This is a genomic window from Solicola gregarius (genome assembly GCF_025790165.1).
GTDB lineage: Bacteria > Actinomycetota > Actinomycetes > Propionibacteriales > Nocardioidaceae > Solicola > Solicola gregarius.
Window position 1 is genome coordinate 578,566 of sequence record NZ_CP094970.1, and the last position, 24,264, is coordinate 602,829.

Annotated in this window: 24 protein-coding genes; 11 read left to right on the forward strand and 13 right to left on the reverse strand. The window is 68.0% G+C overall.

Going from position 1 to position 24,264, the window contains the following annotated elements:
* Positions 1–25 precede the first annotated feature (25 nt).
* Complete coding sequence (locus L0C25_RS02960) at positions 26–898, forward strand: inositol monophosphatase family protein (RefSeq protein WP_271634891.1); 873 nt, start codon at positions 26–28, stop codon at positions 896–898.
* Here L0C25_RS02960 and L0C25_RS02965 read toward each other — a convergent pair.
* Positions 855–2,105 carry an MFS transporter gene (locus L0C25_RS02965; RefSeq protein ID WP_271634892.1) on the reverse strand — a complete coding sequence of 417 codons (1,251 nt, stop codon included), beginning with the start codon at positions 2,103–2,105 and terminating at the stop codon, positions 855–857. The genes L0C25_RS02960 and L0C25_RS02965 overlap by 44 nt on opposite strands.
* Positions 2,102–2,635, reverse strand: a complete 534-nt coding sequence (locus tag L0C25_RS02970; protein ID WP_271634893.1) for an ArsR/SmtB family transcription factor — start codon at positions 2,633–2,635, stop codon at positions 2,102–2,104. The genes L0C25_RS02965 and L0C25_RS02970 overlap by 4 nt, the downstream gene beginning before the upstream one ends.
* Positions 2,636–2,816: 181 nt before the next feature.
* Here L0C25_RS02970 and L0C25_RS02975 point away from each other — a divergent pair, with 181 nt between their 5' ends.
* A complete protein-coding gene (locus L0C25_RS02975; protein ID WP_271634894.1) occupies positions 2,817–3,440 on the forward strand; it encodes a hypothetical protein in 624 nt (207 codons plus the stop codon).
* Here the strand turns inward: L0C25_RS02975 and L0C25_RS02980 are convergent.
* Positions 3,437–4,168, reverse strand: coding sequence for a hypothetical protein (locus L0C25_RS02980; RefSeq protein WP_271634895.1), 732 nt, complete (start codon positions 4,166–4,168; stop codon positions 3,437–3,439). The genes L0C25_RS02975 and L0C25_RS02980 overlap by 4 nt on opposite strands.
* 85 nt (positions 4,169–4,253) lie before the next feature.
* Here L0C25_RS02980 and L0C25_RS02985 point away from each other — a divergent pair, with 85 nt between their 5' ends.
* Positions 4,254–4,688, forward strand: a complete 435-nt coding sequence (locus L0C25_RS02985; protein ID WP_271634896.1) for a CBS domain-containing protein — start codon at positions 4,254–4,256, stop codon at positions 4,686–4,688.
* On the opposite strand, the gene L0C25_RS02990 is transcribed toward L0C25_RS02985, so the two are convergent.
* On the reverse strand, positions 4,689–4,916 hold the full coding sequence (locus L0C25_RS02990; RefSeq protein ID WP_271634897.1) for a hypothetical protein: 228 nt from the start codon (positions 4,914–4,916) through the stop codon (positions 4,689–4,691).
* A gap of 119 nt (positions 4,917–5,035) precedes the next feature.
* Positions 5,036–5,938 (reverse strand): LysR family transcriptional regulator, encoded by a 903-nt coding sequence (locus L0C25_RS02995; RefSeq protein WP_271634898.1) that lies wholly within the window; start codon positions 5,936–5,938, stop codon positions 5,036–5,038.
* Between the two features lie 76 nt (positions 5,939–6,014).
* On the opposite strand from L0C25_RS02995, the gene L0C25_RS03000 reads away from it, so the two are divergent.
* Both L0C25_RS03000 and L0C25_RS03005 read left to right on the forward strand, forming a co-directional pair.
* Positions 6,015–6,635, forward strand: coding sequence for a LysE family translocator (locus L0C25_RS03000; protein WP_271634899.1), 621 nt, complete (start codon positions 6,015–6,017; stop codon positions 6,633–6,635).
* Positions 6,636–6,656: 21 nt separating this feature from the next.
* Entirely contained in the window at positions 6,657–8,306 is a 1,650-nt protein-coding gene (locus L0C25_RS03005) for an acetolactate synthase large subunit (RefSeq protein WP_271634900.1), read from the forward strand.
* A 7-nt stretch (positions 8,307–8,313) separates the two neighbouring features.
* Here L0C25_RS03005 and L0C25_RS03010 read toward each other — a convergent pair whose 3' ends face one another.
* The 6 genes from L0C25_RS03010 to L0C25_RS03035 form a co-directional block, all read right to left on the reverse strand.
* Positions 8,314–9,087 (reverse strand): SGNH/GDSL hydrolase family protein, encoded by a 774-nt coding sequence (locus L0C25_RS03010; RefSeq protein ID WP_271634901.1) that lies wholly within the window; start codon positions 9,085–9,087, stop codon positions 8,314–8,316.
* A gap of 2 nt (positions 9,088–9,089) precedes the next feature.
* Complete coding sequence (locus L0C25_RS03015) at positions 9,090–9,644, reverse strand: DinB family protein (protein WP_271634902.1); 555 nt, start codon at positions 9,642–9,644, stop codon at positions 9,090–9,092.
* Between the two features lie 9 nt (positions 9,645–9,653).
* On the reverse strand, positions 9,654–10,505 hold the full coding sequence (locus tag L0C25_RS03020) for an alpha/beta hydrolase (protein WP_271634903.1): 852 nt from the start codon (positions 10,503–10,505) through the stop codon (positions 9,654–9,656).
* Between the two features lie 112 nt (positions 10,506–10,617).
* Positions 10,618–11,001 carry an SHOCT domain-containing protein gene (locus L0C25_RS03025; protein ID WP_271634904.1) on the reverse strand — a complete coding sequence of 128 codons (384 nt, stop codon included), beginning with the start codon at positions 10,999–11,001 and terminating at the stop codon, positions 10,618–10,620.
* Positions 11,002–11,100: 99 nt separating this feature from the next.
* A complete protein-coding gene (locus L0C25_RS03030) occupies positions 11,101–12,996 on the reverse strand; it encodes an alkyl/aryl-sulfatase (protein WP_271634905.1) in 1,896 nt (631 codons plus the stop codon).
* Positions 12,997–13,079: 83 nt separating this feature from the next.
* A complete protein-coding gene (locus L0C25_RS03035) occupies positions 13,080–14,072 on the reverse strand; it encodes a trypsin-like serine peptidase (protein WP_271634906.1) in 993 nt (330 codons plus the stop codon).
* A 303-nt stretch (positions 14,073–14,375) separates the two neighbouring features.
* On the opposite strand from L0C25_RS03035, the gene L0C25_RS03040 reads away from it, so the two are divergent.
* Together L0C25_RS03040 and L0C25_RS03045 are read left to right on the forward strand one after the other, a co-directional pair.
* A complete protein-coding gene (locus L0C25_RS03040) occupies positions 14,376–15,134 on the forward strand; it encodes a GNAT family N-acetyltransferase (RefSeq protein ID WP_271634907.1) in 759 nt (252 codons plus the stop codon).
* A 9-nt stretch (positions 15,135–15,143) separates the two neighbouring features.
* On the forward strand, positions 15,144–16,535 hold the full coding sequence (locus tag L0C25_RS03045) for an amidohydrolase family protein (RefSeq protein ID WP_271634908.1): 1,392 nt from the start codon (positions 15,144–15,146) through the stop codon (positions 16,533–16,535).
* A 43-nt stretch (positions 16,536–16,578) separates the two neighbouring features.
* Here L0C25_RS03045 and L0C25_RS03050 read toward each other — a convergent pair whose 3' ends face one another.
* Complete coding sequence (locus tag L0C25_RS03050; protein ID WP_271634909.1) at positions 16,579–18,285, reverse strand: PucR family transcriptional regulator; 1,707 nt, start codon at positions 18,283–18,285, stop codon at positions 16,579–16,581.
* 209 nt (positions 18,286–18,494) lie between these two features.
* Here L0C25_RS03050 and L0C25_RS03055 point away from each other — a divergent pair, with 209 nt between their 5' ends.
* From L0C25_RS03055 to L0C25_RS03070, 4 genes are read left to right on the forward strand one after another with little or no spacing between them, the layout of a single operon-like run.
* On the forward strand, positions 18,495–20,042 hold the full coding sequence (locus tag L0C25_RS03055) for an ABC transporter substrate-binding protein (RefSeq protein WP_271634910.1): 1,548 nt from the start codon (positions 18,495–18,497) through the stop codon (positions 20,040–20,042).
* Positions 20,043–20,059: 17 nt separating this feature from the next.
* Positions 20,060–21,067, forward strand: a complete 1,008-nt coding sequence (locus L0C25_RS03060; RefSeq protein WP_271634911.1) for an ABC transporter permease — start codon at positions 20,060–20,062, stop codon at positions 21,065–21,067.
* A complete protein-coding gene (locus tag L0C25_RS03065; protein ID WP_271634912.1) occupies positions 21,067–22,872 on the forward strand; it encodes a dipeptide/oligopeptide/nickel ABC transporter permease/ATP-binding protein in 1,806 nt (601 codons plus the stop codon). The genes L0C25_RS03060 and L0C25_RS03065 overlap by 1 nt, the downstream gene beginning before the upstream one ends.
* Complete coding sequence (locus L0C25_RS03070; protein WP_271634913.1) at positions 22,869–23,657, forward strand: ABC transporter ATP-binding protein; 789 nt, start codon at positions 22,869–22,871, stop codon at positions 23,655–23,657. The genes L0C25_RS03065 and L0C25_RS03070 overlap by 4 nt, the downstream gene beginning before the upstream one ends.
* Positions 23,658–23,686: 29 nt before the next feature.
* Here L0C25_RS03070 and L0C25_RS03075 read toward each other — a convergent pair whose 3' ends face one another.
* On the reverse strand, positions 23,687–24,136 hold the full coding sequence (locus L0C25_RS03075; RefSeq protein WP_271634914.1) for an Lrp/AsnC family transcriptional regulator: 450 nt from the start codon (positions 24,134–24,136) through the stop codon (positions 23,687–23,689).
* Positions 24,137–24,264: the final 128 nt, after the last annotated feature.

Below are 24,264 nucleotides of genomic sequence, written 5' to 3' on the forward strand. Positions count from 1 at the left end.
CTACCGCGACCACTACCCTGAGCACATGCCGACCCCCTACACCGACGACGTCCGACTCGCGCACGTACTCGCCGACGACGCCGACTCGCTCACCATGGATCGCTTCCGGGCGCGCGACCTGCGGGTGTCGAAGAAGCCGGACTCGACGGAGGTGACCGACGCCGACGAGGCCGTGGAGCAGGCCATCCGGCGCACGCTCGGCCGCAGTCGGTCCCGAGACGTCGTGCAGGGCGAGGAGTTCGGGGTGTCCGGCACCGGCGTACGCCGCTGGATCATCGACCCGATCGACGGCACCCGCAACTACCTGCGCGGCGTACCCGTCTGGGCAACGCTGATCGCGCTGGTCGACGACGACGAGGTCGTCGCCTCGTGCGTCTCGGCTCCTGCACTCGGTCGCCGCTGGTGGGCGTCGAAGGACGGCGGGGCGTGGACCGGAAAGTCGATCATGTCGGCCCGCCAGTGCCGGGTCTCCCACGTCGACAAGGTCACGGACGCTTCGCTGTCGTACAGCTCCATCGGCGGTTGGGAGGACATCGGCAAGCTCGAGCAGTTCATGGCACTCACCCGCCGCGTCTGGCGCACCCGTGCGTACGGCGACTTCTGGTCTTACATGCTGCTCGCCGAGGGCGCTCTCGACATCGCCGCCGAGCCGGAGCTCGCCGTCTGGGACATGGCGGCGCTCGACGTGATCGTACGCGAGGCCGGCGGGCTGTTCGGTGGCCTCGACGGGTCGAGCGGCCCCTGGGCCGGCAATGCCCTCGCGACGAACGGCCACCTGCACGAGGACGCGATGGCCTTCCTCGGGCACTTCCCGGACCGCGCGGCGGAGCCGCAACGGCCGAGTTCGACCAACGTCACGGAGCTGACGTCTCGTCGGCGTCCGCCCGAGGCGGACTGACCGCCTCGGCTTCGTGCCGCAGCCGGCGTACGTCCGGCGAGAGCAGTGCCGCGAGCGCGACGACCGCGTACAGGGCACCCGCGACGACCGCGACCGTGCGCGCGTCGAACGCGGCCGCCAGCGGCCCGGCCAGCAGCTGACCGATCGGGATCGCGACGAACGAACCGAACGCGTCGTACGACCAGAGACGCGACTGCAACTCGTTCGGCACGTTCTCGTGCATGGCAGTGCTCCAGCCGATGCCGAATATCTCCGTACCGACGCCGGCCAGGAACATCAACGTCGCCAGCACCAGCGTCTGCGGCGCGGCGCCGAGGGCGAGCATCGGCAGGGCCAGCGACGCCATGCCGAGCATCCCGGCACGCAGCGGGTAGCGCAGCCGGACTCGCATCAGTACGAGCGTGGTCACCAAGAACCCGACGGACTCGGCGCTCAACACCGCACCCCAGGCGCCTTCACCGATGGTGTCCTTCGCGATCACCGGACCGAGGGTGAAGATCACGCCGGCGTGGATCATGTTCAGTACGCCGAACGCCGAGACGACCACCCAGACCCACTGCATCGAGACGAAGACGCCCCAGCCCTCGCGCAGGTCGGCGACCATCGACGACGGATCCGTGCGCTCGACCGCGCGGAGGTGCAGTCGGCTCATGCAGAACGCAGAGACGACGTACGACGCGCCGTCGACGGCGATAGCCCAGCCGGACCCGATCGTGACGACGAACAGCCCGGCGAGGCTCGGTCCGATGACGAACATGCCCTGTCGACTGAAGCTCAGGATCGCGTTGGTCTGTTGGAGGTCGTCGCGATCGACGACCATCGGGATCACGCTCTGCATCGCGGGGAACGTGAATGCGACGACGACGCCGTTGACCGCCTCGATCACGGCAAGGCTCCACACCTCCGCGTTCCCGGTGATGAGCAAGGTCGCGGCGAGGCCTTGGGACAGTCCGGTGAGGCTGTTGGAGACGACCAGGACCGTACTTCGGGAGAACCGGTCGGAGATGACCCCACCGACGAGCATCAGCGCGGCCATCGGGATGCTGCGCGCGGCGAGCACGATGCCGAGGCTCGCCGGCGACCCGGTGATGTCGAGTACGGCGAAGGCGAGCGCCACCGGAGCCATCGAGCTGCCGAGGAACGACAGCGTACGACCGGTGAAGAACCATCGGAACCGGGACGACCGCAGCGGCGACGGCACCTTCATCGACCGTCGACGACCTTGCGTTCTCGCATCGCGAACAGGCTCGCGGTCATGTTGACGTGGACGGCTCCAGGCGTTCGGGGCCGTCGCGCGGAGGAGTGCAGCATCGTCGACGCCCGCTCGACGAGGTCGAACACCTCCTCCCAGACCTCCGGCGTCACCCAGAGCTCCGCGTCGGTGTTGCTGCGCGCCGGGTAGTCGGGGTCGCGGTACGCGGCGCGCCGGACCAGCTCGCGGGCCATGGCCTGCACGTACAGCAGGTAGTCCTCGTCGTGCGCGGGCCGGCTCGGCTGGGCGGAGTCCCACGGATGGCGGTACCGCTTGGCCACACCGCCGCGGATCCGCTCCTCGCTGTCGACCACCACGTAGCCCGCCGACGCGAGCGCGCGCAGGTGGTACGACGCGTTCGCCTGGGAGATGTCGAGCTCGCCGGCCAGCTCGGTGGCGCTCATCGCCGATCCCGTGAGCAGCGACAGGATCTGCAGGCGTACCGGATGTGCGAGCGCGCGGAGCGAACTGACCTCCAAAGACATGCTTGGGAGTGTGTCACCGGCGGCGCCCGACCGTCAAGCGCTTCTTTGGTGGTCGGCCGCGCCGCCCGAATGCGGCGGCAGACGCCCGGGATCGTTAGGATGACGACGAGGCCGATGCAGGCCGACCACTGCCGTACGCCGGGAGCGCGGACCGCGTTGCCCGCGAAAGGACTCCTCGCCGATGTCGTACCCGCCACCGGGTGACCCGAACCAGCCACAGTACCCGCCGAACCAGCCGCCGCAGTACCCGCCGAACCAGCCGCCGCAGTACCAGCAGCCGTACGGGACGCCGTATCCGACCGGCCAGGAGAGCGGCTATGGGTACGGCGGCTACGCACCGCACATCGAGCGGCCGGGCAGCGTCACGGCGGGCGCAGTGATCGCCATCGTCCTGTCCGGCATCTCTGCCCTCGCCGCACTCGGATCGCTCGTCGGCGTGATCGCCGCCTGGAACTCCATGATCGACGAGTTCCGATCCGACCCCGGCCAGTACGAGCTCACCGCCGACCAGATCGACCAGATCGCCGACGCGAAGGCCGGCGTGGTCGTCTTCGTGGTGATCTGGGCGATCATCGCGGCATTCGGGGTCGTGGTCGCCGTGCTCGCGATCAAGGGTCAGAACTGGGCCCGGATCACCCTGACGGTGCTCGCGGCGATCTCGCTGGTGATCGGCCTCATCCTGATCACGTCGTTCATCTCCGCGATCTGGGTGCTCGGCTCGATCGCGTGCATCATCTGCCTGTTCGTCGGCGGCGCCAACGACTGGTACCGCTATCGAAGGGACCAGCGCCGCCAGGGCGTCTAGGTCGACGCGCTACGCCCGCGCCACCACCGAATCAGCACCGGCGCAAGCAGGATCGCGGCGAGGTCGAACCATCCGTAGCCGCCGGCGGCGCCGGACGGCGGGTTGCCGATCGCCACGATGCCCGTCGGGTCGTACGACTGCCACTCCCAGGTGCCGAGCCCCGTGCCGACGATCTCGAGGTACGACACCACGACGAACGCGCCGACGTACAGCGAGCGCGACGGCCCCCACAGCAGGAACCCCACCAGGCAGGCGTACCAGAACGCACCGAGCGCATCGACCCGCTCGGTGCCGAACAGGCCCCACAGCGCCCAGGTGCCCCCGACCCCGATGACCGCGATCGTGCACGCCCGTAGGTGCGCGCGTACCCAGGTCGACCTGCCCAACGCCAAGGCGGAGAGGTAGACGAGACCGTGTCCCGGCGGGACATACGCCGGCACGTTGTCGAATCGGTAGACGTACACCTCGAGCAGCGGCGAGAACGTGTACTCGATCAGCGATGCGAAGCACACCACGATCGCCGTCTGAACCCGCACGAGCGTCGATTCGCGGGCGAGCACGGCGACGAGGATGGCCCAGGTCAGCAACCCGAGCAGCCGCTGCGTCCACAGCGGGCCCTCGGAGTCGAGCGCGAGGACGACCGTTATCCACGCCATCACGAGCGGAGCGAGCAGCGGGCTCGCACCTGGTCGTACGACCGGCGTCGTCGTGGCGGTCTGGATCGTCACCCGCCCATCTTGGACCATGGGCGCATCGGTAGCCGAATCCGCGGGCGCGACGTACGCTCACCCCACCAGCCGATTGGAGGCCACCATGCGAGTCAGCGACGTACTTGCGTCCAAGGGTAATGACGCGGTGATGACGATCTCCCCCGACTCCTCGATCACCGATCTGCTCGACCGACTGGCCGAGCACAACATCGGCGCGCTCGTGGTGAGCCGCGACGGCGCGACGATCGACGGCATCGTGTCCGAGCGCGACATCGTACGCAAGCTACGCGGCGTCGACGACCCGCGTACGCTCACGGTCGAGTCGATCATGACGGCCGACGTCATCACGTGCACGCCCGACGACGCCGTGACCGACCTGATGAAGCTGATGACCGAGCGCCGCTTCCGACATGTCCCGATCCTGGACGACGACGGCGCGCTCGCCGGCGTCGTCAGCATCGGAGACGCGGTGAAGTTCCGGATGGCCCAGCTCGAGTTCGAGCGCGACCAGCTCAATCAATACGTCGCCAGAGGCTGATCAGTCCCAGCCGAGGCGAGCGCCGGACGGAGCGTCCCAGCCCCTGGCGTCCCAGCCCTTGGCGTCCCAGCCCTTGACGTCCCAACCGGGCTTGGCGTTCGAGCCTGCAACGTCCCAGCCTGTCCGTGAGTCCCATCCGTCCGCAGCCTGTGCAGAGGGCGCGCCGAGCGCCACGACAGAGACGATGATCGCCGCTGCTCCGAGACCGCGGCAAAGGGTCTTCTTCATGCTTCGCATCATAAAATTCCCTCTTGAGTCCGCCCCCGTCGCGCACTCGCGCCGACCCCAGTGTCGCAGGGCGACACCACAGGTAGCAAGGACTTTCGGATCGCTGCGCTCCGTAACCGTCACGTAGAGTCACCAGCAGCCGGACCGTCGTCTCGGATGGCCTCTGCCGCGCGCCCAAGGGCGTCGAGCAGGGCGGTCGTCGCGGGTGGGTCCGGCGGCTCGCCGTAGGTCGCGGCGTAGACGCGGCGCACCTCTGGGAGCCGAGTGGTGCCGCAGTCTGGGTCGCGGTAGGTACGCATCGCCAGGCCGGGGATCGTGGTGACGCCCATACCGGCCGCCACGAGAGACTGCATCACGACCATGTCATCGGTTGTCGAGACCAGCCGCGGGGTGAAGCCGGCCCGGCCGCACACCTCCACGAGATGTCGGCGACAACGTTCGCACCCGGCGATCCAGCGTGCGTCGCGATGGGACTCCAGCGCCGCGGGCGCACCATCCGCCGGTGTGACCAGGTACACCGGATCGTCGAGCAGGTGATCGACTCGGAGCCCGTCCTCGGCCGGCGTGTCGTCGTACCGGAAGATCACGGCCACGTCTACTTGTCCGGCGCGCAACAGTTGCAAAGCCTCTTCGGGATGCGTATCGGTCAGGCCGAGCTCGAGTCCCGGATGCTCCTGGCCGAGGAGCTCGGCGGCGCGCGGGACCAGGGTGGTCAGCGCCGATGCGAATCCGGCCAGCCTGACCGACCCGGCGCGCAGACCCACCAGGGTGGCGACCTCGGCGGTCGCGGCATCGACCCGACCGAGGATCTCCGCGGCCCTCGTTGCCAGCACCTGGCCGGCTTCGGTGAGGCGAATGCCGCGTCCGACCCGCTGGAACAGCTGAGCTCCGGCGGCACTCTGGAGCCTCGCCAGATGATGACTGACCGACGGCTGGGTGTAGTGCAGCTCGCCGGCGGCGGCGGTCACCGAGCCATGGCGGCGGACCGCGTCCAGGATGCGCAACTGAACCAAGGTGACCATTCATAGAGTCTATGCATCGATTTCCTTCAGAATTGACATTGGACGTATGGGTCACCTCGGTCCACGCTGTTTTGTCATGACCGCTTTCGCCGTCGCCGCGCTGCTGCTGATCATGGTTCCTGGTCCGGACCAGGCCCTGATCACCCGCAACAGCCTCGTCGGCGGCGTGCGGGGCGGCATCGCCACGATGACCGGCGGCGTTCTCGGCGTCGCGGTTCACGCGACGGCGGCCGCAGCAGGATTGTCCGCCCTGCTGCTGACGTCGGCGACGGCATTCACGGTGCTCAAGGTCGCCGGCACGGCGTACCTGCTGTGGCTCGGCTGCCAGCTGCTCCGCACCGCAGGCAGGTTCGAATCCGCGGATCCGGACCTGCACGATCTCGCCGAGCGCCCCGGCGCCTCTGCGTACCTGCGGCAGGGATTCCTGTCCAACGCGCTCAATCCCAAGGTCGCGCTGTTCTTCGTCACGTTCCTCCCGCAGTTCCTGTCGTCCGACACTGCGTCGCCGCACGGTGAGGCAATGCTGTTCTCGGCGAGCTTCGCCGCGCTCTACGTCTTGTGGTTCGGCCTGTACGTCGCAGTCGTCGATCGGATCGGCCGGGTGCTGCGCCGCCCTCGCGTGCGCATCTGGATCGAGCGCACCACGGGCACCATCCTGTGCGTCGTCGCGATCCGGCTGGCGACGACGAGCCACTGAGCCGCTGCGTAGGGTGTTCCCATGACTGACGATGTGGCCCACCTGATCGTCCGATGCCTCGAGGCGGAGGGCGTCGAGTACGTGTTCGGCATCCCGGGCGAGGAGAACATCCACCTCGTCGATGCCCTGGCCGAGTCGTCGATCCGCTACGTACTGGTCAGGCACGAGCAGGGCGCATCGTTCATGGCGGAGATGTACGCCCGCGTCACGGGCAAGGCCGGCGTATGCTCGGCGACGCTCGGGCCGGGCGCGATCAACCTGCAGCTCGGCACGGCGGACGCGACGACGAACAGCACACCGCTGGTCGCGATCGCTGCCCAGGGCGCCCTGTCGCGCGTACACAAGGAGTCGCACCAGGTGATCGACCTGGTCGCGATGTTCGAGCCGGTTACGCAGTGGTCGGCCCGCGTGCTCATCCCCGAGGCCGTGCCGGAGATGATCCGTAAGGCGTTCAAGACGGCGCAGACGGAGCGCCCGGGCGCGGTGTTCCTGTCCGTGCCCGAGGACATCGAGGACGCCGTGCCGGCAACCCCACTCGACCCCTTGCCGATCGCGTCACCGCGCGCCGATGCGCCGTCCCCTGCACAGATCGAACGCGCCGCCGCCGTGCTCGACAAGGCAGAGAACCCGGTCGTACTGGCCGGGCACGGCGCCGCACGAGCGGGCGCTTCGGCAGCGCTGCGACGCTTCGCCGAGACGCTTGACGTTCCGGTGGCCACTACCTTCCACGGCAAGGGTGTCTTTCCCGACGACCACCCGAACGCGCTCGGCGCCGTCGGGTTCATGCGGCGCGACTACTCGAACTTCGGCTTCGACGACGCCGACGTGATCGTGTGCGTCGGCTACGAGCTGCAGGAGTTCGATCCCGTCAAGGTCAACCCGCGCGGAGACAAGCAGATCCTGCACCTGCACCGGTTCCCCGCCGAGACCGATGCGCACTACCCGGTGCGCGTCGGCATCCAGGCCGACATCTCGCAGACGCTCGACGCGCTCGCCGATGCCGTCTCCAAGCGCTTTTGCTGCGACGACACGCGCACGGGCGTACGCAAGCTGCTCGACGAGGAGCTCGCGTACGGCCGGGGCAACGATGCGTTCCCACTCGTCCCACAACGAGTCGTTGCCGACGTACGCGAGGCGCTCGGGCGAGATGACGTCGTGCTCGCCGACACGGGCGCGGGCAAGATGTGGATGTCGCGGCTGTACCCGACGTACGAGCCGGAGACGTGCCTGGTCTCCAACGGTCTTTCGGCGATGGGCTTCGCGCTACCCGGGGCGATCGGGGTCAAGCTGGCCCGACCGGACCGCAAGGTGCTCGCGCTGCCCGGTGACGGCTCCTTCTTGATGAACAGCCAGGAGCTCGAGACCGCCGTACGCGAGAACGTGCCGATCGTCGTGCTGGTGCTCGTCGACGACGAGTACGGCCTGATCACGTGGAAGATGGAGCTCGACCTGGAGCGCCACAGCCACACCAGGTTCGGCAACCCGGACCTGGTGGCGTACGCGGAGAGCTTCGGCGCACGCGGCTACCAGATCGAGTCGGCGGGCGAGCTGTTGCCCACGCTTCGTCGGGCGCTCGACGACGACACGGTGTCGGTGATCGCGTGTCCGGTCGACTACAGCGAGAACCTCCGTCTCACCGAGCGGCTCGGCGATCTGGAGGAAGCGCTGTAGCCGGAGGTCACGGTGAGTCGAACCGCTCGAGCGTTGGGCGCTTCGCTGTTCGACCGTCGCCCGATGACGTGCCCCGGAGTCGTCGCCCGACCCACGGAGCGACGTGCTGCCAAACCCAGGTGGTCTCGGCCCGGACGGTACGCCGTGGCGGGTCACCGTCGGGCGGTGAGAGCGCATCGGCGTCGACCGGTACGCCGAGGCCGGCCGCCGCGGCGAGCGCCAGCCGTTGATGGCCCAACGGTGACAGGTGCAGCCGGTCGTCGGCCCAGGCGCGCGGGTCCTCGAAGACCGTACCGGCCGTATCGGTGACCGGCTCCATCCCATGGTGTCGGGCGAGTTCGCGATAGATGTCGTTCAGCCGAAGCCGGCGTGCGTTGAGCATGCCGCCCACCGGCGAGACCCGCCGGACGTCCGGGATCGGCACGATCACCACGCGTGCGCCGCGCGCGGTGAGCGGCGCGACCAGGCCGACCAACGCTGCGCGCAACGCCTCGAAGTCCACCCGAGATCGCAGGATGTCATTCATTCCCGCGGTCAACGTCACGACGTCGGGCTCCATCGCGACCGCGTTCGCCAGCTGAGTGTCTCGGACCTGTGCTGCCTTGAGCCCACGTACCGCCAGGTTGGCGTACTCGACCTGCCGGTCGGGCCCGTACTGCTCGGCGAGTCGGCCGGCGAGCCGATCGGCCCACCCCCGAGGCGTACCGTCGGGCCACGGGTCGTCCCCGACACCTTCGGAGAGACTGTCGCCGATCGCGACGTAACGCAGCGGCGCCTGCATCCCTACTGCCCCGTGCGTCCGTCGATCGCCTCGCGCAGGAGATCGGCGTGACCGCAGTGCCGGGCGTACTCCTCGACCATGTGCAGCAGAATGTCGCGAATCGGCGCCGGCTCTCCGTCGACATCGACCGCACGTGCCATGTCGTCGTCTCCGACGGTCCCGAGCCACCCGTCTGCAGCCGCGACCTGCTCCCGCCAAACCGACCAGGCTTCGTCGACGACAGCGGGATCGGCCACCGCTCCGGTGAAGGCGATGTCGGGGTCATCGGGCGGGTTGAAGAGCTTCGGCTCGTCGGCGTGGCCCTGGAGCACTCGATGGAACCAGCTGTGCTCGACGCGCGCGAGGTGGCGTACGAGCCCCAACAGCGACATCGTCGACGGCGGCACAGAGCGCCGAGCGAGCTGCTCGGCGTCCAGGCCATCGCATTTCATCTCGAACGTCTGCCGGTAGCGGCGGAGGTACTGCACGAGGTTGGCGATCTCGCTGTCGGGAGTCTCGTCGACGCGCGGGTCGTCCTCGGGTTCGACCCACATATCGGGATGCTTTCGCTCTGCCATGGCCGCAGCCTAGGCGACCTCGCCCCGGGAGGCGTGCCGCGCCAGGCGTCCGACCGCTGCCACGACCCGCGACCCGAACATCGCGCCGTCGTTGTGGTCGGCATGGAGTACGACGGACTCCACGAGGTTGGGCGCGGACTCCGCGACCTCGGCGCTCTGCTGTGACGGGACGACGGAGTCACGGTCACCGTAGATCACGGTCACCGGTACGCGGGTCGACGCGATGTGCTCGACCACGGGAAAGCGGTCCCTGAGCAGCCAGCGAACCGGCAGCCAGGGGTAGTGGTGTGCGCCCACGTCGGCGAGCGCGGTGAACGGCGAGCGGAGGACGATCCCGGCCGGTGTCCGTCGCTCCTGCAGCGCGGCCACGACGCCGGTACCCAGCGACTCGCCGAAGTAGATCGTCCGCTGCGACGGGTAACCCAGCTCCTCGAGCGCGTCGACGGCCGCATTCGCGTCGAGGGCAAGGCCTTCCTCACTGGGGCTCCCCGGGTTTCCGCCATAACCGCGGTAGTCCATCGCCAGCACGGCGAACCCGTGTGCGTTCAACTGTCGCAGCAACTCCACGCGACCGAGGCGATTGCCTCCATTGCCCGGCGCGACCAATACGGCGTACCCGCGACCCTCCACGCCCGTCGGTGCCGGAGCGAACCACGCACCGAGCTCCAGGCCGTCGGCGGTGTGCAGTTCGATGTCCCGCGCGTCCTCGATAACGGTGGCAGCGGGCGGAACGGGCGACGAGTCCGGAAAGTAGATGAGTTGCCGCTGGAATGCCGTCAGCAGCGCGATCACCGTCCCGACGACGACCAGCAGCGCGAGTGCGCCACGTACCGACCGGCGCAGCCCGGCTCCGGTGGCCATCCCTCATCGTGTCGCGTACATCGACCGATGGCAATCGCGAAAGACCCCAGCGGAGGCAGCAACGGAGTCTGCTCACCCGTCCCGGGTGAGCAGACTCGCGGCGGTCGGCAGGTCAGCCCAGGGCCTTGGCCTTGAGTGAGTTGAACTCCTGCTCGTCGATGGCGCCCGCGTCGAGCAGGTCCTTCGCGCGCTTGATCTCATCGGCCGGCGACCCCGCCCCGGCGGACACGGACCGGATGTAGGTCTCGGCGTCGGACTGCGCGGCTTGCGCCGCCGAAAGGCTGCGCTCGGTCATGGCCTGACCGCGGGTGATGAGGTACGCCAGGGCCGTCAGCAAGGGCACCAGGATGAGGAAGAACACCCACACCGCCTTGACCCATCCGCTGGTCTCCCGGTCCCGGAACAGATCCCCGAGGATCTGGAAGAGCACGACCAGGTAGGCCATGAGCAGGAAGAAGGAGATGATGAACCAGAAGAAATCCCAGAAACTATCCACGACGTCGAACCTAATCTCTTTCCGAGTCCCGAGCCTCACCTATGACGGGTGATCTATGTACGGGTATGGTCTCGCGTCGATGCCGTAGGTGCACGCACCTCAGTCGGGTGTCACGATGGCGAAGTTCGGATCGCCCGGATCGAGGACGCCGAACAGCCGGCCGAGCACGGATGCATCACCGGTCACCTCGATGCCGGCCGCCGCAAGCGTGTCCGCGTCGACGGCACCCGTGGCGAGCACCCCGAGAGACGTACGTGGGAGCGACAGTTCGACGTCGGCATCGCCGGGCTGCGCGGCAGCCGAGTACGTGAGCACGCCGTTCGCGAGGGTCAGCCGGTAGCGCTCGTCGGACCCGGTGAGGTCGATGTCGATCGTCAGCCGCTCGTCCCAGGCCTTGGGGCCGTCGACCTGGATGGCCAGTGCGTCGAATAGCATCGTCGGACTGAGGTTGGTCACGATGTCTGCGGAAGCAGTGACGGTAGGCGTACCGAAGTTGCCCTCGCGCAGTTCGGTGGCACCGGAGAGGTAGAAGCTGCGCCAGGTGCCGTTCTCGGAACCGTATCCGAGCTGCTCGTACGTATCGGCCAGCAGCTCTCGCGCGCCGGCATGGTCGGGCTCGGCGAACACCACATGGTTGACCACCTCGGCCACCCAGCGGAAGTCACCGGCGTCGTACGAGGCGCGCGCCTTCTCCACGACGGCGTCGGCGCCACCCATGAAGTCGACGTATCGCTTTCCTGCCTCGACGGGAGGATGCTGCCAGAGGTGAGCGGGGTTACCGTCGAACCAGCCCATGTATCGCTGGTAGATGGCCTTCACGTTGTGACTGACCGACCCGTAGTAGCCGCGGGCGTGCCAGGCGTTCTCCAGCGCCGGTGGCAGTTCGATCGCCTCGGCGATCTCGGCTCCGACGAGGCCCTTGTTCAGCATCCGCAACGTCTGGTCGTGCAGGTACGCGTACAGGTCGCGCTGCAGTGTCAGGTACTCGATGACGTTGCCCTGGCCCCAGGTCGGCCAGTGGTGCGAGGCGAAGACGACGTCTGTCCGAGCGCCGAAGAGGTCGACCGTCTCGGTGAGGTAGACCGACCAGACATGCGGGTCGCGTACGACCGCGCCGCGCAGTGTCAGCAGGTTGTGCAGCGTGTGTGTGGCGTCTTCGGCGGCGCAGAGCGCCCGATGGTCGGGGAAGAAGATCAGCATCTCGGACGGGGCTTCGGTGCCCGGTGCCATCTGGAAGATCATCCGCACGCCGTCGACGGTCTCCTCCTGACCGGTCGTGGTGATGTCGACCGTCGGCGCGATCAGGGTGATGTTGCCGATCGAGGTCGTCTGGCCGAGCCCCGCACCGACCTGGCCGCGTGGGCCGCGGGCGAGGGCCGCGCCGTACATGTACCCGGCGCGGCGGCCCATCGCCGTGCCCGCGTAGACGTTCTCCGAGACGGCATGCTCGGTGAACGCCTCCGGAGCGAGAACGGGCACCCGGCCGGCGTCGACGTCCTCCTGGCCGATGACGCCCTTGACGCCGCCGAAGTGGTCGACGTGCGAGTGCGTGTAGATGATGCCCGTCACGGGCCTGTCACCGCGGTGCTCGCGGTACAACGCGATCGCAGCCGCCGCGGTCTCCTCCGAAAGCAGGGGGTCGAGGACGATCACGCCGGTGTCGCCCTCGATGAACGTCACGTTCGAGAGGTCGAACCCGCGGGCCTGGTAGATCCCCTCGACGACCTCGTAGAGGCCCTGCTCGGCGACGAGCTTCGACTGCCGCCACAGGCTCGGGTGCACCGTCTCCGGCGCGTCACCGTCGATGAAGGAGTACGAGTCGTTGTCCCATTTCACGTCGCCGTCATCGGTGCGTACGACCCCGGGTTCGAGCTTGGCGATGAGCCCGCGCGAGACGGCGTCGAAGTCGCGAGTGTCGGAGAACGGGAGGGCCCCGAGCGCGGATCGGTGCTGATCCACGACGGACGGCGTGGCGTCACGAGGAGTGGTCGTCATGCAGGCCACGTTCGCAAACGACAGTCACGCCTGTCATCACCCGGAAGGCATGAATCGTCCTTCGGTGCGTCGAATCCGCGCCGTCACCCCCACTTCTGCTTGAACACGATCCGCCGGAGGCTCTTCTTGAACGTCGTCGCGGTCATGATCCGTTTACCCGACTTCGAACCACGCGAGAGTGCCGCGTACGCGACGCCCGTGTTGCGGTTGAGCATCCGGGTGAACCACGGGCCGCCGCTCGCACCCTCCCTGGTCGCGCATGGCATGACGGTCATCCAGTGCTTCTTCGAGTCGCGATGGGTGCGACCGACGCACTGGTACGGGAACTTGCCGTCGTACTTGCCCGCCGCCGGGTAGCCGATGAAGCGTACGCGCTTGTGGCCGGGCTTCGCACCGTACGCGAGGCGGCTGCCCCCGACCCGGTCGACGATCTGCTTCTTCTTGAAGCGCTGCAGCCTGACGACTCCGACGTCGTACCTGTAGTTGCCCTTGTAGTACCACTTGTCGTACGTGAGCAGCCGCTTGCCGTCCCAGCCACCGAGGGGTGAGCCCTTCTTGCCGTAGTACTTCGGGTAGAACTCGACGAAGTCGGTCCAGTTCTTGGTCCTCGGATCGACCAAGCAGTGGCCGGCAGTGACGACGTAGCTTCGCTTCTTGGGGAACTTCGGGTCACGAACCGCGAACGCCGAGCACTCCCCGAACGCCCCGTCGTCGAGCGTGTAGAGCTTGCCGACGCTCAGCGGCATCTTCCTGCGGGGCACCTTGCCCTGCCAATGCCTGCTCGCGAGCAGGTCATCGACGACCGCGGCGGCCGCCGCCTTCGTACTCGGGAACCCGCGATCTATCTCGGCCGAGCCTGCGTCGGCCGCGCGTTTGAGCTCGCGCAGCGGCTTCGGCGGAGCGGCGAGCGGCTCTGACACCACCGCCTGCGCTACCCCACGATCCTCGCTTGCGGCTCGGTTGCCGTGCTCACCGCTCGCGGCGCTGGTCGTGGACGGCACTGTGATGCTGACGGCGGCAACGGCACCTGCCAGCGCGAGAAGGCGCGCACGGCGTAGTGGCTTGGTCGAGCTCATGGACGGGTCCCCTCCGAGGCACCGACGGCCTCACACGTGGCCGCAGTCTAGGTAGGCGCGGGGCCACCCCTCGAGCGCAGAGCTCGGACTTTGTGCGCGCCGACGAACACCTCAACGGAAGTTTGTTCGCCGTCGCGAACAAAGGTTCCACGGTCGTCCGGAGGATGGCAGTCGAGCCGACGTGCGGCAGAGCCCTGCACGTGTTCGACATCGGTACGGGAAGGACCGACACGCATCATGACTGCAGGGCAGGGAATCTCGAACGGGGCAAGTGCACACGACGACAGAGGCGCCGCGATATCAGTGCGCGTTCTGGAACGCGACGACATGGCCGCGGCCGCGAGGGTGCTGGCGCTGATCTGGCAGGGCAGAAACGGCGGCGGCCCGATCGATGCCCCGTTGCTGGTCGCGCTGTCCCACGGCGGCGGATACGTGGGCGGCGCGTTCGACGGTGACACCCTGATCGGCGTGAGCGCGGGCTTCTTCGCCGTCCCGCTCGGTCAAGCGCTCCACTCACACATCACGGCGGTGCTGCCCAGCCACGCCGATCGCGGTGTGGGCCGCCGGCTGAAGGAACACCAACGCGACTGGTGCGCCCGGCTCGGGATCGAGCGGATCATCTGGACCTACGACCCCCTCGTGGCGCGCAACGCGTCCTTCAACCTGAACACTCTCGGCGCCCGGGTGACGGCGTACGTCGAGAACTTCTACGGCAGCCTTGTCGATGCGCTCAACGACGGCAGCGGCAGCGACCGCCTGCTCGTGGAGTGGCCGACCGTACGCGCCGGCCGGTCGCCAACCAGACCTGCGCCAACCGATCCCACCGTCGTGCTCGGGAGGGACCCGAGAGATCGACCGGTCTTCGTCGGTTCGCCGGATGATGCGCGGCTGTGCACCATCGCTGTGCCGGCCGACATCGAGCTACTGCGTCGCGACGATCCCGACCTTGCGGCCCGGTGGCGGCAGACGATCCGAGCGACCCTCGGTGTCCTGATGTGGGACGGTTGGCGAGTCCGGGGGTTCGCCCGAGCCGACGGCTACCTACTCGAGAGAGGCTGTTGAGGCGTTGCGATGAGTGAGCCGCCGCTGGACATGGTCATTCGTTCCGGCGATGTGGTCGCCGGAGACGCACGGCACCGGGTCGACGTCGGCATCCGCGACGGACGGATCGCCGTACTCGGCACATCGCTTCGCGGCGTCAGGGAGATCGACGCACGCGGCTGTCTCGTCCTACCCGGGATCGTCGACCCGCATGTGCACTTCTCGGCCACGCCGGCGACGGCGGGGGGCGAGCCGGAGTTCGCCGACGACTTCTGGACCGGAAGCCGAACCGCTCTCGCCGGTGGAGTCACGACTGTCGGCCAGATGAGCTTCCCGGTCGCCGACGAAGGCATCCGAGCTGCCGTTGAACGAGACGAGGAGGCCGCGCGCTCACGCGCCGCGGTCGATCACTACTTCCATGCTGGCCTGATCTCCGCACCTCCGGGGACCGCCGACGAGATCGCCCACCTGGCCGGTCGCGGGCACCGCAGTCTGAAGATCGTCATGCTCGCGTTCGACTGGGATCACTCTGGCCTCGTCGAGGCGATCGACACGGCGCGGCGGTTCGGGATGATCACCCTCGCCCATTGCGAGGACCACGCGTTGGTCGATTTCGCAACTCGTCGCGTCCAGGCGCAGGGTGGCGGCGTCGACCGATACCCCGAGACCCGGCCACCGGTCAGCGAGCGTGCCGCAGTGGAGAGACTGCTCGCCATCTGCGAGCTGACCGGGGCGCCGGTCTATGTCGTACACCTGTCTGCATCCGATGCGCTGGATGCCGCGCGGCGCGGTCGACATGCCGGGCTCCCGGTGATGGTGGAGACCCGGCCGCTCTATCTTGGCAGCACCAGTGCGGTGCATGCGGAGCCCGACGGGTACAAGCAGGTCGGCATGCCCCCTATTCGGGAACGCGAAGACGTCGAAGCACTGTGGCGGGGACTCGCGAACGGTTCGATCGACACGGTGGGCAGTGACCATGCGCCCTGGACCTTGGAGCAGAAACGCGAGCATATCGGCGATCTCGCGTGCCTGCGAAAGGGCGTTGCGGAACTGGAGACGATGCTGCCACTGCTGTGGACGGAAGGCGTCGTCGCCGGCCGGATCACCCCGGAGACTCTTGTCCGGGTGACCGCCACCAATGCCGCCCGGATCTTCGGACTGCGCAACAAGGGCAGCATTTCCGTCGGCGCCGACGCCGACCTTGTCATCCTCGATCCGAACGAACATCGGCTCGTCGACGGTAGCGGCATGGAGTCTGCCGCCGGCTACTCCGTATACGACGGGCGACGGCTGCAGGGCTGGCCACGGTGGACACTGAGCCGGGGCGACGTGGTTTACGGTGACGGCGAGGTGATCGCCAACCCGGGGCGCGGCCGTCGCGTACAGCAGGATGAGCTGCGACGTACCTGGCAAGCCCGGTGAGACGTGACGCGGTCAGCTTCGCCGTCCCCTTCGTCGCGGCCCCTCACATCACGGCATCCGGCGCGTTCGCGACGACTCTGTCGATCGTCGACTCTTCCCCCGTCCGGTCGGTGGGCCGACGCAGCAGCTCGAGCAGCCGTAGCTGAAGCAGCACAGCGAACCGCTGGTCCGGATCGCTCAGGTCGAGCCCGTGGCGACGCGTGAGCGTGCGGAGGCGGTACCGGAACGTGTTCGGGTGCACGAACAGCGACCGGGCGGCGGCCGAGGCGTCGCCGAAATGATCGAGATAGGCGCGCAGCGTGGACAATGCCCGGTCGCCGTTGTCCGGGCTTCCGTCCAGCAGCGTGTCGAGCGGCGCCGCGATCGGCTCGTGCCGGTCGAGCATTGCCTGCGCAAGCTCCAACAAGAGGGAGTCGACCTGAACCTCTCGCCAGGAGGCGACCCTGCGACTACCGTGGCGACCGGCCAGCAGCGCCCTCGTCGCGGCGTCGGCCTGGCGACGCGATCGAGGCAGCTGCGCGACGTCGTCGACGGGATCACCGATCCCGACGAGTAGGTCGGCATACCCCAATCGGTTCAGGACGTTCTCCGCGAGCTGCTCCGACCGTCGCATGTGTTCGCCGACGCGGTCCGCGCCGGTCTCGCTCGCACCAAGAGTGCCTCCGCTGGTGCGCGCGGGTAGCACCGCGTACACGGTGTTTCCGACCGGTGCGACGACCGCACCGCGATGGATCGACTGCAGGTAGGTCGTGAGCAGCCGCACCAACGATCGGAACCTGGGATCCAACTCGGGTTCGGGCTGTCGTCCGTCGCGACGCACGGCCAAGACGTACGCCGGGCGGGCGCCGGTCCCCAGGTCGCGGCTGGCGGCGACCGCTTCACTTCCACCTTCCAACAGGCGCGAGACCAACCGGTGTTGGACACTGCTGCGAGCGTCCTCGACCAGCCTCGAACGGGTCAATGCCAGTGCGACGACCGCCGCCGACTCGACAAGGACTCGGCGCTGCAACGGGCTCGGCGGCTGGTCGACGACGACCCAGATCGAGCCCAGCATCTCGTCGCCCGCCGCAATGCGTACTGCGGCTCGCGGGCGCGCACCGTCGATCGGGGGCTCGACATAGATGGGATCCGGCCCGGCGAACAACCGGGTGAAGACGCCGCCGTCGGCCAGCACCTTGTTGTGGGCATGCGAAACCTGCCGCTCCAGGATGCTGCGCTTGCGTGGTTCGTCGGCGCGGTCGTGGTCGGAGGAGAACGCGAGAATCCGCGACGCCATGTCCTCGATCGTCACCGGGCCGACCAGGACCGAGGAGAGATAGTTGGCGATCTCGTAGAGATCGGGGTCGTCCCACTCGACCGTGTCGTCCGCGCCGTCGGTACGAGGACCGGCCGCGTCGAGGTCGGCGGTGACGAGCGTGGCAAGTCGCACCCACGACATGCGCTCGCCGATCGTCAGGAGCCATGTCGGGCCGGCGGGCTCGAGCTGTGCCTCGCCGATGAGAGCCGATGCTCGCACGACAAGGGCGCTCGCACCCTGCTGCGACCATCGACGCCAGGCCTGACGAACCTGATCGGGCGACGTCAGCCCGGTGCCGAGAACGAGTGCACCGGGGACATCCGTGGGGAGCGGGTCCTCGTCGGCGGTCGCCACCCAGGTCACCGTCGAGTCGGCCCGACCGGGGTACGCCGCACCCACCTCGGCTACCGCGAGGCGTGGAACTAGTACGTTCACGGGGATTCCGGCCGACATCGCTGCTCCTCGCCAAGGGTCGCCGACGGGTTGGTGCTTCGAAACCAGTGGCCGGTCGAACTTTCGTGTACGACGACAATATCGCTGTCGAGACCCGGTGCAACACTAGTGCGAATCCGGTCCGATGCCCTGGTGCGGACCACCGACGAGCGGAAGATGCGATGAACCGACGGTTGAGGAATTCGGGTGTCACCGCAGTGGTCGCGGCGATGACGATCGCAGGCTGCGGGTGGGGCGGCGAGACGGCGGACGATGCGGGCGGTTCCCCATCGGACACCTTCAAATACGCCCTGCTGGAAGACCCCGGAAACCTACACCCGTTCCGTACGACGGCCAATGCCGCCCGCGAGGTCACGTCGTTCCTGTACGACAACCTCGTCTACTTCGACCCGGAGACGGGCAAGGCCGAGCCGTGGCTCGCCGAGTCCTGGAAGGAGACGCCGACCTCGGTCACGTACACCCTGCGTCAGGGCGTCACCTGTCAGGACGGCACGGAACTCACCGCGGAGACGGTCGCGAACAACTTCAACTGGGTCACCGACCCCAAGAACGAATCGGCGATCAACGGCGTGCTCGTGCCGTCCGACGCGAGTGCGAGCTTCGACGAGAAGGCACACACCGTGACGATCGACGTCAAGAACCCGTCGTCGTTCCTGCTCACCCAAACGGGCGCGCTCGAGATCATGTGCCAGCCGGCACTGGACGATCCGGACTCCGCAGCCGCCGAGTCGGTCGGCACCGGCCTCTACCAGATCGCCGACGTCGTGTCCGGCGACCGCTACGTTCTCGAGCGGCGCGACGACTACGATTGGGGTCCCGAGGACGGCAACACCTCCGAGACCGAGAATGCGCCGGCAACGGTCTCCATCCAGGTCGTCGAGAACGTCAGTACCGCGGCGAACCTCCTGCTGGCCGGCGAGCTGAACGCCGCGACGATCACCGGCCCCGACGAGGAGCGCGTCGCCGAGGAGACCGAGGTCGGCCGTCGCGTTCCGTTGATCATGGGCCAGTTCTACTTCTCCGAGCTGGACGGCAAGCCCACCGCCGACGATCGGGTGCGCCGCGCGATCCTGCAGGCGCTGGACTTCGACGCGCTCACCGACGTCATCACCGGCGGCAAGGGCTACCGCGCCGAGCGGCTGGCAATGATGGACCCGAATCCTTGCGAGTACGACGCCACCAAGGGCATGCTGCCCGAGCAGGACGTCGAGGCCGCGAAGTCACTCCTCGATGATGCAGGCTGGTCGGAAGGACCCGATGGGGTACGCACTCGGGACGGAGAACCGCTGAAGCTGAACCTGTTGTTCGACGTCAGCGACGAGAAGTCCGCGGCAATGGAGCTCGTGCAACAGCAGCTGGCCGACGTCGGCATCGAGGTCACCCTCGACAGTGGCGACACGCCGTACAAGCTGGCCCAGCTCTACGAGAAGCAGAACATCGGCAGCTACGACATCGCCGACGCCGCAATCAACGCTTGGCTGCCGAGCATCATGACCCCGTGGAACTCCGGACCGCTGCCCCCGGGTGGCCGCAACTCCGGTGGCATAGCCAACGGCGACTACCAGCGGTTGATCACGAAGGCGAGCTCACTGGCGGGCGCGAAGTCCTGTGACACCTGGATGCAGGCCGAGCAGGCGCTCTACAAGGCGGCGGACACGATTCCGTACGCCGCCCAGGACACGATCACGTATCTCAACGGCGCCGAGCTCGCCCTACCGAACACGATCAGCGGACCGTCGGTCCGCATGGCCGATTGACCAGCCCGGGAGACACGGTGACCGATCCCCCGGTCACCGCTGCGAGCGACGCTTCCAGCAACCCGGGCTCTGCGGGCCGCCTACGTGGGTTGCGCTACCTGGCTCGACGGCTGACGCACTTCGTCATCTCCCTGGTGGTGTTGGTCACGGGGGCCTTCCTGATGGTCGAGCTCGTACCCGGTGACGCCGCACAGACCTCTGCAGGCGCCAACGCCTCGGGCGAGCTCGTCGAGCAGCGACGGGTCGAGCTGGGGCTGGACCGACCGCTGCCCGAGAGGTACGTCCGGCTCTGGACAGGCATGGCCACCGGCGATCTCGGCGAGTCGACCACCTTGCGGGTCCCGGTGAGCGAGGTCCTCAAGGTCCGGCTGCCCGCCACACTCGAACTCGCGCTGCTCGCCGTCTTCCTGATCCTGCTGCTCGCGGTGCCGATCGGGCTCGCGGCCGGCGCGCTCACCAGGGGTGGTCGCCGGCCGATGTTGGAAGCCGGCTACACATCGACGGCGACAGTGCTGAGCGTCATACCGGAGTTCCTGCTCGGTGTCGGGCTCGTGTACGTCTTCGCCGTACAGACCGACCTGCTGCCCGTTGCCGGCAGGTCGGGGCCCGCGTCGTACGTCCTTCCGGTCGCGGCACTCGTCGGTGGGAGTACGGCAGCACTGTCGCGCATTGTGCGGGCGGAGACCTTGAACGTACTCGACCAGGACTACGTGCGAACCGCACGTGCGAAACGAATGTCGTGGATACGCCTCTACTTACGCCACGTGCTGCCCAACATCCTGACGACGACGTTGACACTCTCCGGGCTTTTGCTCGGCGGCATGATGGCCGGAACGGTGCTGGTCGAGAACATCTTCGCGTGGCCGGGTCTCGGCGCCACGATCGTTCAGGCGATCATCAGCAAGGACTACCCGTTGGTGCAGGCGATCGTGATCACCTACGGCATCCTCATTCTGCTGATCAACCTCGTCATCGACCTGCTGCTGATGGTCGTCGACCCACGTACAACCCTGAGAGAGTCGTGATGTCCCGAGTACTTCGGCCGTTGCGTACCCCCTTGGGGGTGCTCACCGTCGTCACCTTGATCATTCTGGTGCTGGTCGCGGTGCTGGCATCTGTTCTGTGGGGTGACGACGCCCGGCTCGCCGACCCTTCGCGGATCGCCGAGGGACCCTCCGACGACCACCTGTTCGGCACCGACGCCGGTGGCCGCGACATTCTGCTCCGGACATTGGTCGCGACTCGCCTGTCCGTCGGCATGGCGTTGCTGGCAACGGTGATCGGGGTGACGGTTGGCATCGCGCTCGGCCTGCTGCCGCAGCTGCTCGGCCCGCGCATCGCCCGCGCCGCGGCGTCGGGCATCAACATCGCCATCGCCTTTCCCAGTCTGCTGCTGGCCATCGTTCTCGCAGTCGTGCTCGGCCGAAGCGCCTTCGCGGCGGTCGCCGCCGTCGCCGCGGCGATGGCTCCGGACTTCGCCCGGCTGACGTACACGATGAGCTCGTCGGTCGCGGGACGCGACTTCGTCCAGGCGGCCCGAGTACTGGGCGTTCCAAAGGTCGTCGTCCTACTCCGGCACGTCCTCCCCAACATCCGCGACGCACTGCTTGTACGAGCCAGCATCAGTGCGGGCATCTGTCTGGTGGCGTTCGCGAGCCTCTCGTTCCTCGGACTCGGCGTGCAGGCGCCCGAGTTCGACTGGGGTCGTCTCCTCGACGAGGGGCAGAGCCGGATCTTCGTCAGCCCGGCCTCGGCTCTCGTACCGGGTGCGGCGATCGTCCTTGCTGGACTGGTGTTCACCATGTTCGGCGAGCTGTTGGCCAAGTCGCTGCCCGGCGCCGGATCCCGCGGCCGCAGCCGGGCCGCCCGTCGGCGTCACGGTCCGCTCTCAGCGTCGACCGTACCCACGCCTACCGGCGCGACTGCTGACAGCACGGACGCCTCACCAGTGCTCCGGGTTCGTGACCTGACGGTCGCCGACGCGGACGGTTCGGTTCTGGTCGACGGACTGTCCATCGACGTCGGCGCCGGTGAGGTACTCGGCGTCGTCGGCGAGTCGGGATCGGGAAAGAGCCTCACGATGATGGCGGTGGCCGGTCTCCTCGACCCGTCGCTGGATGCCACCGCCTCGACGCTCGAGTTCGACGGAGTCACCCTCGACCATGCCGGCAGGGTCGACGCCGAACGAATGAGCCGCACACACGGTCGGCACCTCGGCGAGCACCTCGCCGTCGTGTTCCAGGACCCGATGTCCTCGCTCAACCCCGCCATCCGGGTCGGACCTCAGGTCGCCGAAGTCGGACGCCTACGTCACGGTCTGGGGCGTCGGGCCGCCGCCGGCGAGGCCGTCGATCGACTCGACTCCGTTCACATTCCCGACGCCGACCGCCGTGCGCACCAGTACCCGCACCAGTTTTCCGGCGGCATGCGCCAACGCGCGATGATCGCGATGGGCCTGATGGGCAGTCCCCGGCTGGTCCTCGCCGACGAGCCCACGACGGCGCTCGACGTCACCGTGCAGAAGGGCGTATTGGGACTCCTGCGCGACCTCAACCGCGAACAGGGGACGGCGCTGATCCTCGTGTCCCACGACATGGCGGTGGTCGCGGCGATGTGTCACCGGGTGATGGTGATGTACCGCGGCCGTGCCGTCGAGGTCGTCGACTCCGACGACCTCATCGCCGGCCGAGTACGACATCCCTACACACACGCACTTCTCGACTCCGTGCCGTCGATGCAGACCGATCGGGATCGGCCCCTGACCACGATTCCCGAGGACGCCGACTTCCCGACCGGCCCGGTCGACGACCGGACGGAGGTGACCCGGTGAGCGCGCTCGAGTTCCAAGGGATCGAGGTCACGTTCGGCAGCGGCAGCGACCGCGTGCGCGCGGTCGGCGGTGTCGACCTGTACGTACCCGACGGCGAGATCGTCGGCCTGGTTGGCGAGTCCGGCTCCGGCAAGTCCACACTCGCCAAGGCCGCGGTCGGCCTGGTCGAGCCCGACAACGGTCGGATCCTCCTCGACGACGTCGACCTCGTACGCGCACGCGGCGAAGCGCTCCGGCACCGACGTCGAGTGCAGATGGTCTTCCAGGACCCCTCGTCCTGCCTAGACCCGCGGATGCGGATCGGGCGCAGCATCGAGGAGGCGCTCGTCTCCCGCTCCCGCCGAGATCGGGAGCGCAGCACCCGTGACTCCCGGCGTGGCGAGGTCGACTCGCTGTTGCAGGATGTCGGCCTGCGTACGGCCTTCGCCGACCGACTCCCCCACCAGCTGTCCGGCGGGCAACGCCAGCGGGTGGCCATCGCACGCGCCTTGGCGGCGGGCCCGTCGGTGATGCTCGCCGACGAGATCACCTCGGCACTCGACGTGTCGGTGCAGGGCGCTGTGCTCAACCTGTTGCGCGAACTCCAGCGGGAGCTCGGCCTCACGGTGCTGTTCGTCAGCCACAACCTGGCCGTGGTCAAGCATGTATGCGACCGAGTCGCGGTGATGCACCAGGGCATCGTCGTCGAGCAGGGTCCCGTCGACGAGGTGCTCGAGCGCCCCGATCACCACTATGTCCGTGACCTGCTTGCCGCCGTACCCCAGATCGGTGTTCCGCTGTGGTGATCCCGTCGTCGCATCGGTGCCATGCGCGGTCACCGCTCCGACAGGGGCGGCGGTTCCTCGAACACCAGTGACGTGCGCGTGTTCAGCACACCCTCCATGCCGTGGATCTCGTCCATCACGAGACGCCGCAGGTCTTCGTTGTCGCGTGCCCGGATCAGCAGTACGGCGTCGAACCCTCCGCCGACCAAGGCGATGTGCACGACGCCGGGTACCTGCTGCAGTCGGGCACGCAGCTGGCGCCAGTCCGCCTGACGTACGTCGAGGGTCACGTACGCCGAGGTGCCGAGGCCGCTGCGCACCGGGTCGACGTCCACGCGAAAGCCGCGGATCACGCCGTCGGTGGTCATCCGTTCCACGCGCGAGTACGCATTCGCGCGGGAGATGTGGACCGTCTCGGCCAGGGTTCGCATCGACATCCGACCGTCTGTGGCCAGGGCGTCGAGAATGCGCCGATCGATGTCATCAAGGGTGTCAGCCATCCGTCTCGACTCCTCGCTCGACCCCACTGGATTTTGGACGTTTGGTCACCATACCCGCCGATGGCGCGGACACATTCTCGCATTCTTCCGAGTTGTCGCACACAATCTGTCGCACTGGCAGGATCTCA

Bases quoted from the DNA above. Each gene is read 5' to 3' on its own strand.
- L0C25_RS03020 (WP_271634903.1), bottom strand. From the start codon at position 10,505: ATGGCCACCGGAGCCGGGCTGCGCCGGTCGGTACGTGGCGCACTCGCG.
- L0C25_RS02965 (WP_271634892.1), bottom strand. From the start codon at position 2,105: ATGAAGGTGCCGTCGCCGCTGCGGTCGTCCCGGTTCCGATGGTTCTTC.
- L0C25_RS03015 (WP_271634902.1), bottom strand. From the start codon at position 9,644: ATGGCAGAGCGAAAGCATCCCGATATGTGGGTCGAACCCGAGGACGAC.
- L0C25_RS03055 (WP_271634910.1), top strand. From the start codon at position 18,495: ATGACGATCGCAGGCTGCGGGTGGGGCGGCGAGACGGCGGACGATGCG.
- L0C25_RS02985 (WP_271634896.1), top strand. From the start codon at position 4,254: ATGCGAGTCAGCGACGTACTTGCGTCCAAGGGTAATGACGCGGTGATG.
- L0C25_RS03050 (WP_271634909.1), bottom strand. From the start codon at position 18,285: ATGTCGGCCGGAATCCCCGTGAACGTACTAGTTCCACGCCTCGCGGTA.
- L0C25_RS02975 (WP_271634894.1), top strand. From the start codon at position 2,817: ATGTCGTACCCGCCACCGGGTGACCCGAACCAGCCACAGTACCCGCCG.
- L0C25_RS02960 (WP_271634891.1), top strand. From the start codon at position 26: ATGCCGACCCCCTACACCGACGACGTCCGACTCGCGCACGTACTCGCC.
- L0C25_RS02970 (WP_271634893.1), bottom strand. From the start codon at position 2,635: ATGTCTTTGGAGGTCAGTTCGCTCCGCGCGCTCGCACATCCGGTACGC.
- L0C25_RS03000 (WP_271634899.1), top strand. From the start codon at position 6,015: ATGACCGCTTTCGCCGTCGCCGCGCTGCTGCTGATCATGGTTCCTGGT.
- L0C25_RS03045 (WP_271634908.1), top strand. From the start codon at position 15,144: ATGAGTGAGCCGCCGCTGGACATGGTCATTCGTTCCGGCGATGTGGTC.
- L0C25_RS03030 (WP_271634905.1), bottom strand. From the start codon at position 12,996: ATGACGACCACTCCTCGTGACGCCACGCCGTCCGTCGTGGATCAGCAC.
- L0C25_RS03010 (WP_271634901.1), bottom strand. From the start codon at position 9,087: ATGCAGGCGCCGCTGCGTTACGTCGCGATCGGCGACAGTCTCTCCGAA.
- L0C25_RS02995 (WP_271634898.1), bottom strand. From the start codon at position 5,938: ATGGTCACCTTGGTTCAGTTGCGCATCCTGGACGCGGTCCGCCGCCAT.
- L0C25_RS03005 (WP_271634900.1), top strand. From the start codon at position 6,657: ATGACTGACGATGTGGCCCACCTGATCGTCCGATGCCTCGAGGCGGAG.
- L0C25_RS03075 (WP_271634914.1), bottom strand. From the start codon at position 24,136: ATGGCTGACACCCTTGATGACATCGATCGGCGCATTCTCGACGCCCTG.
- L0C25_RS03065 (WP_271634912.1), top strand. From the start codon at position 21,067: ATGTCCCGAGTACTTCGGCCGTTGCGTACCCCCTTGGGGGTGCTCACC.
- L0C25_RS02990 (WP_271634897.1), bottom strand. From the start codon at position 4,916: ATGAAGAAGACCCTTTGCCGCGGTCTCGGAGCAGCGGCGATCATCGTC.
- L0C25_RS03035 (WP_271634906.1), bottom strand. From the start codon at position 14,072: ATGAGCTCGACCAAGCCACTACGCCGTGCGCGCCTTCTCGCGCTGGCA.